The organism is Streptomyces sp. NPDC001750 (genome assembly GCF_042892615.1).
Lineage (GTDB): Bacteria > Actinomycetota > Actinomycetes > Streptomycetales > Streptomycetaceae > Streptomyces.
In genome coordinates, this window is the sequence record NZ_JBIAUE010000007.1 from 93,110 (window position 1) to 109,546 (window position 16,437).

13 protein-coding genes and 1 tRNA gene are annotated in these 16,437 nt (G+C 70.5%); 10 read left to right on the forward strand and 4 right to left on the reverse strand.

The window, feature by feature from the left end:
* Nucleotides 1-13: 13 nt before the first annotated feature.
* Nucleotides 14-2,101 (forward strand): hypothetical protein, encoded by a 2,088-nt coding sequence (locus ACFYY6_RS13975; protein ID WP_386607620.1) that lies wholly within the window; start codon nt 14-16, stop codon nt 2,099-2,101.
* 11 nt (nt 2,102-2,112) lie between these two features.
* Complete coding sequence (locus ACFYY6_RS13980; RefSeq protein WP_351516664.1) at nt 2,113-2,703, forward strand: hypothetical protein; 591 nt, start codon at nt 2,113-2,115, stop codon at nt 2,701-2,703.
* Between the two features lie 232 nt (nt 2,704-2,935).
* Here the strand turns inward: ACFYY6_RS13980 and ACFYY6_RS13985 are convergent.
* Nucleotides 2,936-3,010: transfer RNA gene (locus ACFYY6_RS13985), tRNA-Cys, on the reverse strand.
* A 187-nt stretch (nt 3,011-3,197) separates the two neighbouring features.
* On the opposite strand from ACFYY6_RS13985, the gene ACFYY6_RS13990 reads away from it, so the two are divergent.
* The 4 genes from ACFYY6_RS13990 (at nt 3,198) to ACFYY6_RS14005 (ending at nt 7,244) form a co-directional block, all read left to right on the forward strand.
* Nucleotides 3,198-4,688 carry an MFS transporter gene (locus ACFYY6_RS13990; protein WP_389193213.1) on the forward strand — a complete coding sequence of 497 codons (1,491 nt, stop codon included), beginning with the start codon at nt 3,198-3,200 and terminating at the stop codon, nt 4,686-4,688.
* A 32-nt stretch (nt 4,689-4,720) separates the two neighbouring features.
* The gene (locus ACFYY6_RS13995; RefSeq protein WP_351516666.1) at nt 4,721-4,918 is read left to right on the forward strand and encodes an Arc family DNA-binding protein; all 198 of its coding nucleotides are present in this window, start codon (nt 4,721-4,723) and stop codon (nt 4,916-4,918) included.
* The gene (locus ACFYY6_RS14000; protein ID WP_351626727.1) at nt 4,918-5,286 is read left to right on the forward strand and encodes a Fic family protein; all 369 of its coding nucleotides are present in this window, start codon (nt 4,918-4,920) and stop codon (nt 5,284-5,286) included. Before ACFYY6_RS13995 ends, ACFYY6_RS14000 begins: the two co-directional genes overlap by 1 nt.
* A 176-nt stretch (nt 5,287-5,462) precedes the next feature.
* Nucleotides 5,463-7,244, forward strand: coding sequence for a DEAD/DEAH box helicase (locus tag ACFYY6_RS14005; RefSeq protein ID WP_351516668.1), 1,782 nt, complete (start codon nt 5,463-5,465; stop codon nt 7,242-7,244).
* Between the two features lie 324 nt (nt 7,245-7,568).
* Here ACFYY6_RS14005 and ACFYY6_RS14010 read toward each other — a convergent pair whose 3' ends face one another.
* Nucleotides 7,569-8,138 carry a hypothetical protein gene (locus ACFYY6_RS14010; RefSeq protein WP_389193216.1) on the reverse strand — a complete coding sequence of 190 codons (570 nt, stop codon included), beginning with the start codon at nt 8,136-8,138 and terminating at the stop codon, nt 7,569-7,571.
* Between the two features lie 565 nt (nt 8,139-8,703).
* Between ACFYY6_RS14010 and ACFYY6_RS14015 the strand changes: the two genes are divergently transcribed.
* From ACFYY6_RS14015 to ACFYY6_RS14030, 4 genes are all read left to right on the forward strand, one after another.
* Complete coding sequence (locus ACFYY6_RS14015) at nt 8,704-10,371, forward strand: hypothetical protein (RefSeq protein ID WP_351626721.1); 1,668 nt, start codon at nt 8,704-8,706, stop codon at nt 10,369-10,371.
* A gap of 351 nt (nt 10,372-10,722) precedes the next feature.
* Nucleotides 10,723-12,693, forward strand: coding sequence for a hypothetical protein (locus tag ACFYY6_RS14020; protein ID WP_351626718.1), 1,971 nt, complete (start codon nt 10,723-10,725; stop codon nt 12,691-12,693).
* Nucleotides 12,694-13,031: 338 nt separating this feature from the next.
* On the forward strand, nt 13,032-13,673 hold the full coding sequence (locus tag ACFYY6_RS14025) for a helix-turn-helix domain-containing protein (protein ID WP_351516674.1): 642 nt from the start codon (nt 13,032-13,034) through the stop codon (nt 13,671-13,673).
* Between the two features lie 113 nt (nt 13,674-13,786).
* On the forward strand, nt 13,787-14,575 hold the full coding sequence (locus tag ACFYY6_RS14030; protein ID WP_351516675.1) for a S16 family serine protease: 789 nt from the start codon (nt 13,787-13,789) through the stop codon (nt 14,573-14,575).
* A gap of 285 nt (nt 14,576-14,860) precedes the next feature.
* On the opposite strand, the gene ACFYY6_RS14035 is transcribed toward ACFYY6_RS14030, so the two are convergent.
* Nucleotides 14,861-16,165, reverse strand: a complete 1,305-nt coding sequence (locus ACFYY6_RS14035; protein ID WP_388652067.1) for an MFS transporter — start codon at nt 16,163-16,165, stop codon at nt 14,861-14,863.
* Complete coding sequence (locus ACFYY6_RS14040; protein ID WP_386607623.1) at nt 16,162-16,368, reverse strand: hypothetical protein; 207 nt, start codon at nt 16,366-16,368, stop codon at nt 16,162-16,164. Before ACFYY6_RS14040 ends, ACFYY6_RS14035 begins: the two co-directional genes overlap by 4 nt.
* Between the last annotated feature and the right edge of the window lie 69 nt (nt 16,369-16,437).

Consider the following 16,437-nt stretch of genomic DNA (forward strand, 5'->3'; position numbering starts at 1 on the left):
ACGGGGAATGTTCATGTTGAAGTTCGAGGACATCGTCGACGCACCGGTGGCCAAGCTCAAGACGGCCGCGGAGGCGTGGTCGAAGATGGTCACCCAGTTGGACCTGCTGGCGGAGGACGCCCGCGACGGCATGAAGGCCAAGGCCGACAAAGCCGAATGGGAAGGCGTCAACGCGGGTGTGACCAAGGCGTTCATCGGTAAGTCCGCGAAGGAGTTCGCTGATGCCGCCGCGGAGGCCAAGGGCGTCAAGCAGCTTCTTGAGGACGCGCATACGTCCATCCAGCAGGCCCGCGACGACCTGGTGCGCATCCGCGACGACGAGGGGCCCGCGGCCGGCATCCATGTGGACGCCAAGGGGAAGGTGACGGCGCGGCATCCACTGGAGGACGACTTCGTGGCCCGGCACGACCCGGGATACCCGGACGCCCTGCGCCAGCAGCAGGATGCGGTCGATGCCTGGCAGAAGAAGATCGATGACATCGTCAGGAAGTGCAACGCAACTGACGAATCGTTCAAGCGGGCGCTCGAAGCGAATGTGACGGAGCGCCCCGACTTCAACGCGCCGGAGTACGAGAGCCTGAGCGAGGAGCAGAAGGACGCCACAGAGACGGTCAAGGCCGCCGAGGACATGGGGCGGCTTGTGAAGAGCAAGGGGGACGACATGTCTCCCGAGGAGTTCGACAAGCTCAATCAGACGCTGGCGCGGTACAAGGACAACCCGCTCTTCCAGGAGAAGTTCGCCACCACGCTCGGCGCGCGTGGAACGCTCGACTTCTGGGCCGATCTGACCGATGCCAGCGACGGAATGAATCTGATGCGGGCCCGTCGTGACGACATGGCGGAAATGCAGAAGAACTTGAGCCTGGTGCTGGCGGGGGCGACGCATTCTGACAGTCCCGCGATGCAGAACTGGGAACGCGATATGGTGAAGCTCGGGGACGAGCAGGTCCAGACCAGGGGTCAGCGTGTCTACGGTTTCCAGATCATGAGCAATCTCATGCGGGTCGGGGACTACGACAGCAAGTTCCTCAACGAGTACGGAAATGCGCTGGTATCCACCGAGCAGAAGATGCGGTTGCCGTCCCGCTACTGGAACGATGCGATGGGCGGGCCGGGAAAACTCAACTTCATGGGCGAGGAGTTCGGCCGTGATCCGATGACCGGGTTCATGACGGCACTGTCCAGGAATCCTGATGCGGCGACGCAGTTCTTCAACACGACGGAGCCGAACGACAACGCGAAGTACCTGTTGTCCGGCAAGCGTGATGTGTTCGACGACACGCCGCTGGACCATGACGACACCAACCATGCGAACGAGGCGACAGGAAAGGCGCTCCTCGCCGCAGCCAGTGGAATGGACGCGAACGACCCCAACGCTCCGATGGCGGCGCACACCCCGCAGCACCGGGAGGTGCTGGAACGCTCCTTGAAGTACATCGCCGAGGCGGGCGACGACTTCCCGTCCGAGATGCGTGACGACATGGCGACGGTGCTGGGCAACCATTCCGACGAGGTGCACTACACGGCCAGCGCCCTGGCGGACGATCCGAAGGACCCGAAGCTCCTCGACCGTCACCACCTGATCGAGGTCGCCAAGCAGGTCTCCCGCGATCAGAACGCGTACGGCATCCTCAACGAGGCGCTGAACCAGGAGATGGTCCGGGACATCCACGAGGACCATCCCAAGGATCCCAGGGAGACGCTGCTGCGGGCCGGTCACACCACCGGGTTCCTGGAGGAGGCCCGCTACCAGGCGCTTAAGACCGACAAGGAGGACCCCTCCTGGGACGCGAAGTGGCTGTACCACGGCTTCGGTGGCGTAGCGAACTTCATTCCGGTGGCCGGCGACGCCGTCCAGCGCGGTGTGGACGCTCTCGCGTACCGCTGGCAGTTGGAGGAACAGGCCCGGATCGACGGTGAGATACAGGAGACCAATTCGAAGGTGTTCGGGCAGCGGGAGCAGCAACTGGCCGAGCTCGCCCGGCAGTGGGAGGCCGCCAACCCGAACAGCGGGCGCAGCACCTACACCGCGACCGACGAGATCAACGGCGCGGCCTTCGACGGCAACCATCGGGCCAAGGGCCTTGTGGGGGACCAGTGACTGGAGGACCAGTGGACAGCTCGACCGGCCGACGCCGTACCACCCGGCTTTTCACACGCCGCACGGGCTTCGTCGCCGGCCTGTGCGCCACGCTGCTGGCCGTGTCGGCCTGTGGCAGTGGCGGCGATGGCGAAAGGCGCGACTACGCGGTGCCGGACCGGCTCTGCGGGGTGCACGTCGCGAAGGACGCACTGGAGCCGTTGCTGCCTGCCGGTGAGAAGCTCGCGGAGCGGGATTCCGGTTCGGTGCCTGGCAGTCCCCGCTGTGCGCTCACCGTCGACGGGCGGCCCGCGCTGTCCGTTCTGGGGGACGTGCTGGACTCCGACGCCGACCCCTTCGCGGAAGCGGACTGGTATCTCAGGCTGGGGAAGGACGCGGGGGGCAAGGACGGGGCACGTTACCGGGGCGAGCGCGTCCTGGACCGCTTCGCGCTTTCGGTGGCGCAGTGCGCGGGGAAGCAGGCCGCGCGGAAGTACGCCGTACTCGTCGAACTCGCCGAGACGGATCCGGTGCCCGAGAACGTCGCCGATCGTCACAAGGCGCTGAAGGAATTCCTCGACGGATACGTGCCCGCCGCACTCAAGAAGCAGGGGTGTGCCTGAGGCGGGTGCCGTTGCCGAGCGAGAGGCCGGAGGCCCAAGGTCTCTCGCCGTGGCGAAGAAGTTGCAGTGCGGGAACGACGGCGGGCTGCCCGAGAAGCCCGTGCCGAGGCCCCAGCTCTGATACGGGTATCCACGCGGACCGGGCTCTTCAGGAGCACCATGGGCGCATGTGGCACGGACACGGGGGCGGCCGCCCCCGCGCCATGGGGGCGGCCGTCACTTGTGCTCCCGCTGGAGACCGTGACCGGATTCGAACCGGTGTAACTCGAGTTGCAGTCGAGCCCCTGAACCACTCGGGCACACGGTCGTGTGTTCCTCGTCGTGGTCCGACCGTAGGGGTGCGGACCGGGGCGGCTCAAGGGTGCGGGGCGGGGCGCAACGGGACTGCCATACGGCGTTCACGAACGGGAGGTTCCGGTCCTACGACCAACGGTCTAGCAGGGGACCTTCTCCGGACAGGGCCCACCTGCGCGTATGCCCCTTACCCTGGGGCCATGAGTGCCCTGGAACCCCGAGACGCCGATACCGGCACCGCCACCGACGAACCCTCCATACCGGCTTCGGCCCTGTCCTCCACCGCGCCCGCCGAGACCGGCGGGGTGCTCGGGCGGTCGTACCGGGCGCTCAGCATCGGCATCGTCTCCGTCGTGTTCCTGATCGCCTTCGAGGCGACCGCCGTGGGGACCGCGATGCCGGTGGCCGCGCGGGAGCTGGACGGTATTCCGCTGTACGCGTTCGCGTTCTCCGCGTACTTCACGACCAGCCTCTTCGCCATGGTGCTGTCCGGGCAGTGGGCCGACCGGCGGGGGCCGCTGGGGCCGCTCGCCGCCGGGATCAGCGCGTTCGGGGCCGGGCTGCTGCTGTCCGGGACCGCGGGGACCATGTGGCTGTTCGTCGCGGGGCGGGCCGTACAGGGGCTCGGCGGCGGGCTGGTGATCGTGGCGCTGTACGTGGTGATCAGCCGGGCCTATCCGGAGCGGCTGCGACCGTCGATCATGGCGGCGTTCGCGGCGAGCTGGGTGATCCCGTCCGTCGTCGGGCCGCTCGCCTCCGGCACGGTGACCGAGCACCTGGGGTGGCGGTGGGTCTTCATCGGCATCCCCGTACTGGTGGTGTTCCCGTTGGCGCTCGCGCTGCCCGCGATCCGGCGCCGGGCCTCGGGGCCGCCCGACCCCTCGGCGGGCGCCGAACCGTACGACCGCCGTCGCATCCTGCTCGCGCTCGGCATCTCGCTGGGCGCCGGACTGCTCCAGTACGCCGGGCAGCAGCGGACCTGGTTCGCGCTGCTGCCGGCCGCCGCGGGCTTCGCCCTGCTCGTGCCCGCCGTGCGCGGGCTGCTGCCGCCGGGGACCGGCCGGGCGGCGCGCGGACTGCCGTCCGTGGTGCTGTTGCGCGGGGTGGCGGCGGGTTCGTTCATCGCCGCCGAGTCGTTCGTACCGCTGATGCTGGTGACCGAGCGCGGGCTGAGCCCGACGCTGGCCGGGCTCTCGCTCGCGGCCGGGGGCGGGACCTGGGCGCTCGGTTCGTTCGTGCAGTCCCGGCCGCGCCTGGAGCCGTGCCGGGAGCGGCTGATGGTGGGCGGCATGGTGCTGGTCGCTGCCGCGATCGCCGCCGCGCCGTCCGTGCTGATCGATGCCGTGCCGGTCTGGACCCTCGCCGTGGCCTGGGCCTTCGGCTGCTTCGGCATGGGCATGGTGATCGCGTCGACGAGCGTGCTGCTGCTGAAGCTGTCGGCGCCGGAGGAGGCCGGGGCGAACTCCGCCGCCCTCCAGATCTCCGACGGGTTGTCCAACGTCCTGCTGCTCGCCGCGGGCGGGGCCGCCTTCGCGGCGCTCGGCGGCGGGACGGTGGGTGCCGTGCACGAGGCGGTGGAGGCGGGCGCGTCCGGCTCGCATCCGGGGGCGTTCGCGGCGGTCTTCCTGCCGATGGCGGGGGTGGCGCTGGTGGGGGCGTGGGTGGCGTCCCGGGTGCGGGCGAAGCCGTAGTACCGCGTGGTACCACGCGGTGCCATCCGTGCATGGCTGGTCTGAATCTGCGGTTCACCGAGGAAGAGCTGACCGCGCTGCGCGAGCGCGCGGAGGCGGAGGGGCGAAGCATGCAGTCGTTCGCCCATGACGCGGTGATCAACGCCATAAACGAACACGCACGCCTTTTCAACGAGGCGGCGGACCACGTGCTGAAGGTGAGTGAGGAGCTCAACCGGAGGCTCGCCTGATGAAGTACCTGACGCTTCACGAACTGCTCCGTCTCGCCGAGCGGCTCGGGGCAGCCGAGGTGCGTGACTACGGGCTGCTCGACTCGGCACTGGCGCGCCCGCAGTCGAGCGTGTTCGGTCAGGACGCCTATCCGGACGTCTGGCAGAAGGCCGCGGCCCTCATGGAGTCCCTGGCGCGCAACCGCGCCCTCGTCGATGGCAACAAGCGCATCGCCTGGTATGCGACCTGGGTCTTTCTGCACCTCAACGGGCATCGGCTGAGCGCGGACTTCGATGTCGACGAGGCAGAGAAGTTCGTGCTGGACGTGTGTCAGGGCGTCCTCGACATGCCCAGGATCGCGGAACGGCTCCCGGGGTTCGCCGCGTAGCACCGCCGCATGGCACCGGTCTGTGAAGAGGGTCTCGACCGGGTCGAACCACCGCTCGTTCGTACGGGATCCCGTCCCGCCCACCGGTAGGGTGGCCCGGTTGTCGTATCGCCTGCGGGCCCGTCCCGGCCCGTACGGACAGCACCCACGTACCCGAGAGACCCGAACCGGAGACCGTGACTACTACCGCCTCCCACCACCTCTCACCCGCCTTTCCCGGCCGCGCCCCCTGGGGCACGGCCGGGAAGCTGCGAGCCTGGCAGCAGGGCGCCATGGAGAAGTACATCCAGGACCAGCCGCGCGACTTCCTCGCGGTCGCCACCCCCGGCGCGGGGAAGACCACCTTCGCGCTGACCCTCGCGTCATGGCTGCTGCACCACCACGTCGTGCAGCAGGTCACCGTCGTCGCGCCGACCGAGCACCTGAAGAAGCAGTGGGCCGAGGCAGCGGGCCGGGTGGGCATCAAGCTCGACCCGGACTACAGCGCGGGCCCGCTGAGCAAGGAGTACGACGGGGTCGCGGTCACCTACGCGGGTGTCGGCGTCCGCCCCATGCTGCACCGCAACCGCTGCGAGCAGCGCAAGACCCTCGTGATCCTCGACGAGATCCACCACGCCGGTGACTCGAAGTCCTGGGGCGAGGCGTGCCTGGAGGCGTTCGACCCGGCGACGCGTCGGCTCGCGCTCACCGGTACGCCGTTCCGGTCCGACACCAACCCGATCCCCTTCGTCGAGTACGAGGAGGGCAACGACGGCATCCGGCGCTCCTCGGCCGACTACACGTACGGCTACGGCAACGCGCTCGCCGACGGGGTCGTCCGGCCGGTGATCTTCCTCAGCTACAGCGGCAACATGCGCTGGCGCACCAAGGCCGGCGACGAGATCGCCGCCCGCCTGGGCGAGCCGATGACCAAGGACGCCATCGGGCAGGCGTGGCGGACCGCGCTCTCTCCCACCGGCGACTGGATCCCCAATGTGCTGGCCGCCGCCGACAAGCGGCTGACCGAGGTGCGCAAGGGCATCCCGGACGCGGGCGGGCTGGTCATCGCCACCGACCAGGACTCGGCGCGCGAGTACGCCAAGCTTCTGAAGAAGGTCACGGGCGAGAAGCCCACCGTGGTCCTCTCCGACGAGAAGGCCGCGTCGAAGAAGATCGACCAGTTCAGCGCGGACGACTCGCGCTGGATGGTCGCGGTCCGCATGGTGTCGGAGGGCGTCGACGTGCCGCGCCTGGCCGTGGGCGTGTACGCCACCACCATCTCCACGCCGCTCTTCTTCGCGCAGGCCGTCGGGCGTTTCGTGCGTTCGCGCAGGCGCGGCGAGACCGCCTCGGTCTTCCTGCCCACCATTCCGATGCTGCTCGACTTTGCGAACGAGATGGAGGTCGAACGCGACCACGTCCTCGACAAGCCCAAGAAGGGCAGCGACGAGGAGAACCCGTTCGCGGAGGAGGACAAGCTCCTCGCCGACGCGGAGCGGGCGGAGGACGAGGAGACCGAGGACCAGCTGCCCTTCGAGGCACTGGAGTCGGACGCGGTCTTCGACCGGGTGCTGTACGACGGTGCCGAGTTCGGGATGCAGGCGCACCCCGGCAGTGAGGAGGAGCAGGACTACCTGGGGATTCCGGGGCTGCTGGAGCCGGACCAGGTGCAGCTGCTGCTCCAGAAGCGGCAGTCCCGGCAGATCGCGCACAGTCGGCAGAAGCCGGCCGGCGAGGCGGATCTGCTGGAGAAGCCGGCCGAGGCGCGGCCGGTGGTCACGCACAAGCAGCTGCTGGGGCTGCGCAAGCAGCTCAACACGATGGTGTCGGCGTACACGCACCAGAGCGGCAAGCCGCACGGGGTGATCCACACCGAGCTGCGTCGGGTGTGCGGTGGGCCGCCGAGTGCGGAGGCCACGGCCGGGCAGATCCAGCAGCGGATCAAGAAGGTCCAGGAGTGGGCCACCCGTATGAGGTGACGGCCGCTGAAGGGGCCGTCCGAAGTGATGTGGCCGCAGTACGTGATCGGAGTGACGTGGCCGCAGTGACGCGAGCGAAGTGAAGCGATCGAAGTGACGGGGCGCTGGGGACGGTCCGGCGCGTCGGCCGGGATCGTTGGTGCAACGGCCCGGGGAGGGGACGGTGGTCCTCGCCCCGGGCCGTTGTCGTCGGTGCGGATGAGGGTGTGCGTCAGGGGTGGACGCGGTAGGGAGCGGGTGCGGGCCGCGCACCGGCGGACGCCGGATCGGTGGGGCGGAGGATCGGACCGATGGGTGCCGGGGCGGTGGGCGCCCGGCCGGTGTTCACCAGGTGAACGCCGTGGACTGGGCCGATGTGGCCACGCACGGAACGGTGGCCGATGTCGGGGACGAGGCCACGATCTGCAGGGACCAGTTGGCGGCGCTCGGGGGAGCGGACAGCACCACGGAATCGGTGCGGTCACCGGCGGCCAGGGTGCCGGAGGTGAGCTTCAGCGGGCCCAGTGTGATCGGGCTGCCGCCGCTCATGCCCGGGTTGGTCTTGCCCGAGAACTGCACCTGACTGGTCGCACCGCCCGAGGTCCTGGTCAGCTTGAGCGTCGTCGTGATGCTGTTCGGGTCCGCGCTGGTGCCCGGCGGCATCGTGATCGCGGTGGACGTGATCTTGATGCTCTTGGACGTGCCCGAGTCGGCCGCGGTCAGGGTGGCGAGGCCGCTGCCCCAGGCGCCACAGTCGTACGTGGCCGTCGCCGTGAGCGGGGTCACGGCGTGGGCCGTCGGTGCCAGGGCCAGCGCGGCGGCCGCGGAACAGGCCGCGGCCAGCACCAGCGGGACGCGGACGTGTCTTCGGCTCGGCGTTCCTGTCGTGGGCGACGGTACGGGAATGATCGACATGACGGGATGAACCCCTTTCGGCTGGATTCGAGGACCCGAAGATCCGCTGATCCTCGATCCGCAGACTCGAAGGTGCGCGGAGCTGCGGAGTTGCGGAGCCATGGAATGGCGGGATTTCGAAATCGTGAAGAGGTGGATTCACGGAATCGTGGCCTCATGGATTCATGAGTCGCGGCTCCGTGATTCGTGGACCGCGCATTCACGCATTCATGCGCTCACGCATTCGTGCCTTCGCGGATGCATGGGATGGGACGAAGGCCTCCTGTGAATGGTGAGGCGCGATCTTCCGTGCGTTCGGCTATCTTTCTCTGCCTGCCTGCCTGCCTGCCTGCCTGCCTGCCTGCCTGCCTGCCTGCCGAGTGTTCGCTCGTTCCTGCCGGGCCCGGCATGTCGGGTGAGTGAAACCGTGATCTTCAGAGATGTCAAGAGATGTCGACCAGTGCATGAAAAATCCTCGTGAAATGCCTTTCGGGCATTTCGAACGAGGATCATTCGTCTCTCTCTTGACTTCTCCGCACGTGCCCTTCTCAATGTGCGCAATCAACCGGCCATGGAGGGGTGTCTGGTGATCCGACGACGAAGACCCGGTGCGACCGGGCTGCTCGCCGCCTGTTTCGTACTGCTGCTGAGCGGTGTCGGGGCCGCGGCCGCCGCCGGGGCCGGGGAGGGCGGGCCGGACGGCCCGTCGGCCGCGGGGCGGGGCGCCGGTACGGTCACCCCGACCGTCCACTGCGTCCTGCCCGCCGCCCAGGGCGAGGCGACCGGGCCGCAGGAGATGACCGTCGAACTGTCACCCGCCGTCGTCGCGCCCGGTGGCAGGGTGCACGCGAAAGTCACACTGGGGCCGTCCCCCGCGACCAGCCGACTGGCCCTGGAGGACGTGCCCACCGTCCCCAGCCTCGACCTGGCGATGTCCGGCGGGGCCACCGGCACCGTCACCGTGCGGGGCGCCGAGTTCACGATGGACGTCCCGGCCGGTAAACCCATCGAACTCCCGCCGTACGAAGGCGACTTCCTCGTCCCGGCGAACGCGTCCGGTGCGGTCTCCTTCGCCCCGGTCCGTACGTTGACGCAGACCAAGGTGCTCGGTTCCGTCTTCGAGACGCCGTGCGACGTGGTCGACGGGGGCGGTTCCATCGGCACCGTCACGGTGGAGGGCACCGGTTCCGAGCCCGCCACCCTGACCGCCCCCGCCGAGCCGGTACGCCCCAACACCCCCGTGACGCTGGGGGGTTCGGGCTGGACCCCGGGCGGTACTCCGGTGCCGTCGCTCTGTGCGGCGGGCGGTGGCGGCTGCGATCCGCTGAAGTTCAGCGGCAACGACCTCGGCATCGACGCCCACGGAACGCTGCACGGCACGGCCACCCTCGGCCCGGCGGGGTCGGTGCCGGACGGCAGGTACGAGGTGAAGGTCAACGACGGCACGAAGGAGGCCACCGCCCCCCTCACCGTCGAGGCCGTCGCGGCCGGCGACCGGGAGATCTCGCTCTCGCGGGACAGCGGACCGGTCGGCACGGTGATCACGGTCAGCGGCAGGAACTACAACCCGGACCGCTGGATCAACGTCATCGGTCTCGACGCGACGGGCACCGGAATCGACGACAGCGCGGTCTACGTCAAGAGCGCGCCGGACGGCACCTTCGCCGTCGAGTTCACCGTGGTCTCCGACGTGATCACCGCGGTCCAGGCCGACGAGGGCAACGACCCGGCGACCGTACGGACCGCCCCGTTCACCGTCTCCACGGACGGCGGCGGGGGAGGGGGCGGCAGCGCCGACCAGAGACTGACCGCCTCGGTCCGGGCCGGGACCCTGTCCATGGTCCAGGACGGGGATGTGGTGGACTTCGGTACGACCGTCCTGGGCACCGGCAGCGGTGTGCAGCGCTCCCGGCTCAACCGGGTCGAGGTGGAGGACGCCCGCGGCGTCGACAGCGGCTGGTCCCTGACCGCCACCCTCACCGGCTTCACCAGCGACGACGGCGGCACCATCCCGGCGGACGCCGTCCGGTGGATCCCCAGGTGCGCGGCCCGGGACGGCAGCGTGGGGACGCCGGTGGCGGGATCGCCCGCCACGCTCGGGAGCCGGGCGGCGAGTCTCTGCCGGATGAACCCGGACGGGTCCCGCCCGTTCACCGGTGGCCGGTTCGACGCCGACGCCGACCTCACGCTGACGGTCCCCGGATTCACCAGGCCCGGGGACTACAGCGCCACCCTGACGCTCACTCTTCTCTGAGATCCGTCCTCTTCGAGACCCGTCGGAGGAAGGTCCCGGAGGCGCCCGCCTGCTCTTCGCGAGGGAGCGGGCGGGCGCCGCCCTTTCGTATGCGAGGAGAACACCGGGGCGCGTGCCCGCGGGATCCCGGTCGCGTGCCTGCGGAGCACCAGGTCGCGTCCCCGCGGGATCCCGGTCACATGCCCGCGGAACACCAATTCACGTGACCCCGGTCACGTGCGAAGAGAACACCCAGCCACGCCCCGACCACGGAGGAGTCGTATGTCCGTCCGACAGAGATCGTCCGTCCGGCAGAGATCGTCCGTCCGGCAGAGATCGGGAAGACCGAGAGGACCGAAGGGGCCGGACACGGTGCTGCGCCGCGCCGTCGCCCTCGCCGCGGGCACCGTCCTCGTCTGGACCGGCGGGACCGTCGCGCTCGCGCCACCGGCCCACGCCGGTACGGTCACCCCTACCGTCCACTGCTCGCTGCCCGCGGGGCAGGGCGAGGCGACCGGGCCGCAGCAGATGAGCGTCGACCTCTCGCCCGCCGTCGTCGACCCCGGCGGCAGGGTCCACGCGAAGGTCACCCTGGGACCGTCCCCCGCCACCAGCGGGCTCAGTCTGAACGACGTGCCGACCACCCCCAGCATCGACCTCGCCATGTCGGGCGGCGCTACCGGCACGGTCACCGTCACCGGACCCCAGGTCAGCCTCGACATCCCGGCCGGAAAGCCGATCGAGATACCGCCCTACGAAGGCGACTTCCTCATCCCCGCCGACGCCAAGGGGCCGATCTCCTTCACCCCCGTACGCAACCTGACGCGCACGAAGGTGCTCGGCTCCACCTACGAGACCCCCTGCGCCGTGGTGAGCGGCGGCGGGTCCGTCGGCACCGTGGACGCCGAGGGCACCGCGGGACTGCCCGCCACCCTGACAGCCCCCGCCACCGCCGTGCGGCCGTCCACCGGGGTCGCCCTGTCCGGCAGCCTCTGGACCGCCGGGGCCACCCCCGTGCCGTCGCTGTGCGCGGCGGACGGCGGCGGCTGCGACACCGGCAAGTTCGTCTCCGGCACGCTCGTGATCAGCGGTTCGGGGGAGCTGACCGGGAGCGCGGTGCTCGCCGACGCGGGCGCGGTTCCCGACGGCTCGTACCTCGTGAAGGTCGGCGACGGTACGAAGGAGGCGACCGCGCCCCTGACCGTCAAGGCGTACGTGCCCGGCGGGCCGAGGGCCATCACGCTCTCCCGCGCCGGTGCGCCGCTCGGCAGCGTCATCAGGGTCACCGGCGACAACTACCACCAGGACCGGTGGATCAACACCGTCGGCCTGGACGCGAACGGGGCGACCCTCGACGACACCGCCGTCTACACCAGGAGCACCCCCGACGGCACGTTCACCGCCGACTTCACCGTCTCCGACCCGGGCATCGCCGCGATCCAGGTCGACGAGGGCAACGATCCGGCGACCGTACTGGCCACGCCGTTCACCGTGACCGACGCCGCCGCGACGCTCTTCGCGGGCGCGGCGAAGGTCAAGCCGGGCGGGACGATCGCCGTGTCGGGCGGCGACTGGCCGTCCGGGACCACGCCCGCCGCCGCGCTGTGCGCCGCCGACGGCAGCGCCTGCGACAGCGCCGGGATCAGCGGTTCGACCCTGCGGATCGACGGGGAGGGGAAGCTCACCGGTACGGTCACGGTGGCCGGTTCCACCCCGCGCGCCACGTACGCGCTCCAGGTCACCGCAGGTGGCGCACAGGCCCTCACCCCGCTGGCCGTGGCCCCGACCTTTGTGGTCCTCACCCCGTCCGCGGGCCCGAGGGGAACCGCCGTCACCGTCCTCGGGCAGGGTTTCGCGCCCGTCGCCACCGTGTCCGTCGTCGGGCTGCGGGCCGACGGGTCGCAGACGTCCGACGCGGTGCGGACCAAGGTGGTCGGGCTGGACGGGGCGTTCTCGCAGACCTTCACCGTCAAGGACGCCGGCACCGTCGCGATCCGGGTCCGGGAGGTCCTCGTCAACCCCCGGACCGAGACAGCGGCGTTCACCGTCCAGGACGGGTCCGTCCCCGCCGGGCCGGAGTTCGCGCTCTCCCCGCCCGAGGGGCCCGTCGGCACGGTGGTCCAGGTGACCGGCCGGGGCTTCGCACCCGTCGCCACGGTCTCGGTGACCGGGCGCACCGCGGACGGGAAACAGACCTCCGACTCCTACGTCACCCGGGTCGTCGGACTCGACGGAACCTTCGCCCTCAACTTCACCGTCCGTGACCCTGCGACCAAGTCCCTCAGAGCCTGCGAAGTCCTTGTGAACGGAAAAGTTATTCAGCGTTCGTTCACGGTGAGTTAACGAGCGTTCGCGTCGTGTACGTGGAGTGTTCATGAGGCGTCGGCCGACCTGGACGCGCGTAGACGTCCAGGATCCGGCCGCCGCCGCGCTGACCGGCGCATATGCCCCCGCGCCGGGTTTCGCTCCCCGCGCACGCCCGGATTCTGGACGAGGTCTTCCGCTGAGCGGACTCGCTCGCTACTGTCCCCCGGAATGAACGCACCGTGGCAGTGCCGCCGCGGAGCGCAGCCGGTGTCTTGGCCAGGCAGGCGGCCTCTCCGTGCGCCGCCGACGGGACCGGTGGCCGCACAGTCCGTGGGAACCAGCCGCCGCCGCTCACCACAAGAGGAGAGGGCGTCGTGACCGCTGAGACCTCCCAGACGCTCGACCGGGGACTGAGAGTCCTCAAGCTGCTCGCCGACACCGACCACGGCCTGACCGTCACCGAGTTGTCCAACAAACTCGGCGTCAACCGAACAGTGGTCTACCGTCTGCTTGCCACCCTGGAACAACACGCCCTGGTGCGCCGTGACCTGGGCGGCCGGGCCCGGGTCGGCCTGGGTGTGCTGCGCCTGGGCCGCCAGGTGCATCCGCTCGTGCGGGAGGCGGCGCTGCCCGCGCTGCGGTCCCTGGCCGAGGACATCGGGGCCACCGCCCACCTCACGCTGGTCGACGGCAGCGACGCGCTGGCGGTGGCGGTCGTCGAACCGACCTGGACCGACTACCACGTGGCCTACCGGGCCGGCTTCCGTCACCCGCTGGACCGGGGTGCCGCCGGCCGGGCCATCCTCGCTGCCCGGCAGAAGCCGACGGGCGGGGCGGCCTTCACCCTCACCCACGGCGAACTGGAGGCCGGGGCGAGCGGTGCGGCGGCCGCGCTGGTGGGGGTGACGGGTGTCGAGGGCAGCGTGGGCGTGGTGATGCTCTCGGACTCCATACCCGAACGGGTCGGACCCCGGGTCGTGGACGCCGCCCGGGAGGTGGCGGAGGCGCTGAGATAGCACCCGGGGGAGGAAGCGGAGAGGACCCGGAGGAGGATCCGGAGACGACCCGGGAGCACCCGCCCGCATCACCGAGCCGACCCGCGCCCCGCGCGGGCGGTTAGATTGGGCGGGTGCTCACTCGTCTCTCGCGCCCCCGTGCCCTCGCCCTGTGTGCCGTGCCCGTCCTCGCCCTCTTCGGCGTGGCCGCGTTCACACCGCTGCCGTTCACGCTGGCGCAGCCCGGTACGACCGCGAACGTGCTCGGGAACGACCACGGCACTCCCGTGATCAGCATCAAGGGCGCGCCCACCCGCACCACCAGCGGCGAGCTGAGGATGACGACGATCGTCGCGACCGCGCCCACCGCCGACATCGGCGTCGGCGACGTGATCGACAGCTGGTTCCGGACGGACCGCGCGGTCCTGCCCCGCGACTCGGTCTACCCGACCGGCGGCTCCGAGAAGGAGATCGAGAAGCACAACCTCGAAGACATGAGGAAGTCGCAGAACTCCGCCGTCGACGCGGCCCTGAACCACCTCGGCAAGCCCAAGGGCTCGGTCGACGTCACCCTGCATCTCGCCGATGTGGGCGGCCCCAGCGCGGGGCTGTTCTTCGCGCTCGGCATCGTCGACAAGCTCGACGGCGACGGCTCCGGGGGTGATCTCACCGGCGGTCGCACGATCGCGGGCACGGGCACGATCCAGCCGAACGGCAAGGTCGGGCCGGTCGGTGGGGTGTCACTGAAGACCCAGGCGGCGCGCCGCGACGGCGCCAGCGTCTTCCTCGTCCCGAAGGCCGAATGCACGGAGGCGCGCGCCGAACTCCCCAAGGGTCTCCGCCTGATCCCGGTCACGACCCTGAACGACGCGGTGTCCTCGCTCCGGGCGCTGGAACGGGGACACAAGGTCCCGAGCTGCTGACCTCGGGCGTGTTTCGAAAGTCCCGTCCGCCCCGCGACGCCCGGCACGGCGTCTCGCCGCGTTGTCGGGATCGTCCACGTACGCCCAGTACGAGGACGACCCTCCGCCTTGCGATGCACCGCACCAGACGCCGCGGGCCCCGCCGTTCGGGCGAACGACGCTACTTTCGAAACACGCCCTCGCGGTTCGCCCCGGTCTCCGCCCTTCCCGCCCCTGCCTCCCTGCGGTCTTCCTCCCTGCGGGCTCCTTCCCCCTCTTCCGCTGTTCTCCTATTCCTTCATTCCTTCATTCCTTCGTCCTCGCCGTCGTCGGCTCCGGCTCCGGTGCCGTCCCGGGCGGGACGGCGTCCGCCGCCGACCCGTCCATCGTGCGCCACACCGGGAACACCAGCGGGCTCAGCGTCGCCAGCAGGTACACACCGCCCATGGCGAGCAGCGCGCCCCGTGCGCCCGCGCCCTCCACCAGCAGGCCCGCGGCGAGGCCGCCCACCGGCATGGCGAGTTCGCCGCCCGCCGTGAGCACCCCCGAGACCCGGCTGCGCAGCGCGTCGGGCACGCTTCCGTAGATCACCGTCGTCAGGACCGGGTTCAGCACCCCGCCCGCGATGCCGCTCAGCGCCATGGTCACCGCGAGCGGCGCCGTCGTCCCGGTCAGCGCGGCGACCGCGTACCGGGGCGCGCCGCACAGCACCACGCACACGGTGAAGACGGCCCACCGCGAGAAACGGTGTCCGAACGCCCCGTACAACAGTGCCCCGGTCAGCCCGCCCGCGCCGAACAGCGCGGTGAGCAGTCCGATGTCCCTGGCTCCGCCCAGCTCCGCGGACGCGTGTACCGGCAGCAGGACGGCGTTCCAGCCCTGATCGGTGCCGTTCATGAAGAGGACCGTCAGCACGATCGCGAGCAGCAGTCGATTGCCCGTCAAGTAGGCGTAGCCCTCGCGCAGTTCGCTGCCGTACGCCCGCAGCGAGACGGGGGTCGCGGTCCGGCGGGGCTCGGCCGCGCGCACCCCTCGTACCCCGAGGGCGATCAGCAGCGCGGACATCAGGAACGTGGCGGCGTCCAGCAGCAGTACGGTCTCCGCACCGGTCAGGGCGATCAGTACGCCGGCCAGTGCCGCCCCGACCATCCGGGCGCCGCGCGAGACGGCGTCGAAGAGGCTGGCGGCACGGGCGAGGGTGGTGCCCGCGTGCTCGGCCAGGTCCGGCACCAGAACGTAACGTGCCGTGTTGCCCGGGGTGTGCAGCAGACCGTTGACCGCCATCAACGCGCACAGCATCCAGAACGTGAGCAGGCCGGTCCGGTGGAGCAGCGGTACGGCCGCGACGGCGAGGCCGCACACCAGGTCGGAGGCGACGGCCACCCGGCGGCGGCCGAGGCGGTCGATGACGGGTCCGCCGATCAGTGCGGAGACGATGATCGGCAGGGTCGCGCAGAAGGCGACGACGCCGGCCCGTCCCGCACTGCCCGTGGTCTCCAGCACGAACCAGGGGACCGCGATCAGGGTCAGCGAAGTCCCGGCTGTGGATATGGAGTTGGCGGACAGTACGGCGGCGAGCGGGACACGACTTCGGGCGGTCCGGCCGCTCATGCCGTGCCGGGCAGGGCCGATGCGTGGCCCGGCTGCCCGGAGTGACGGGGCAGGATGCGCAGCCCGGACTCGACGAGGAACCAGCCCAGTCGGGCGCGCGGCCCGATGCTCGGTTCGGCCGGGATGAGGCGGGACTCCGCTGCCTGCTGCCGGAGTTCGGTGGAGCGCTGGTGGTGCAGCAACAGGTGGGCCTCGGGGTGCATGGCGTGTCCTTCCGGTCGGTGGGGTTGTTCGTGCTTGCTGCTTGCTGCTTGCTGCTTGCTGCTTGCTGC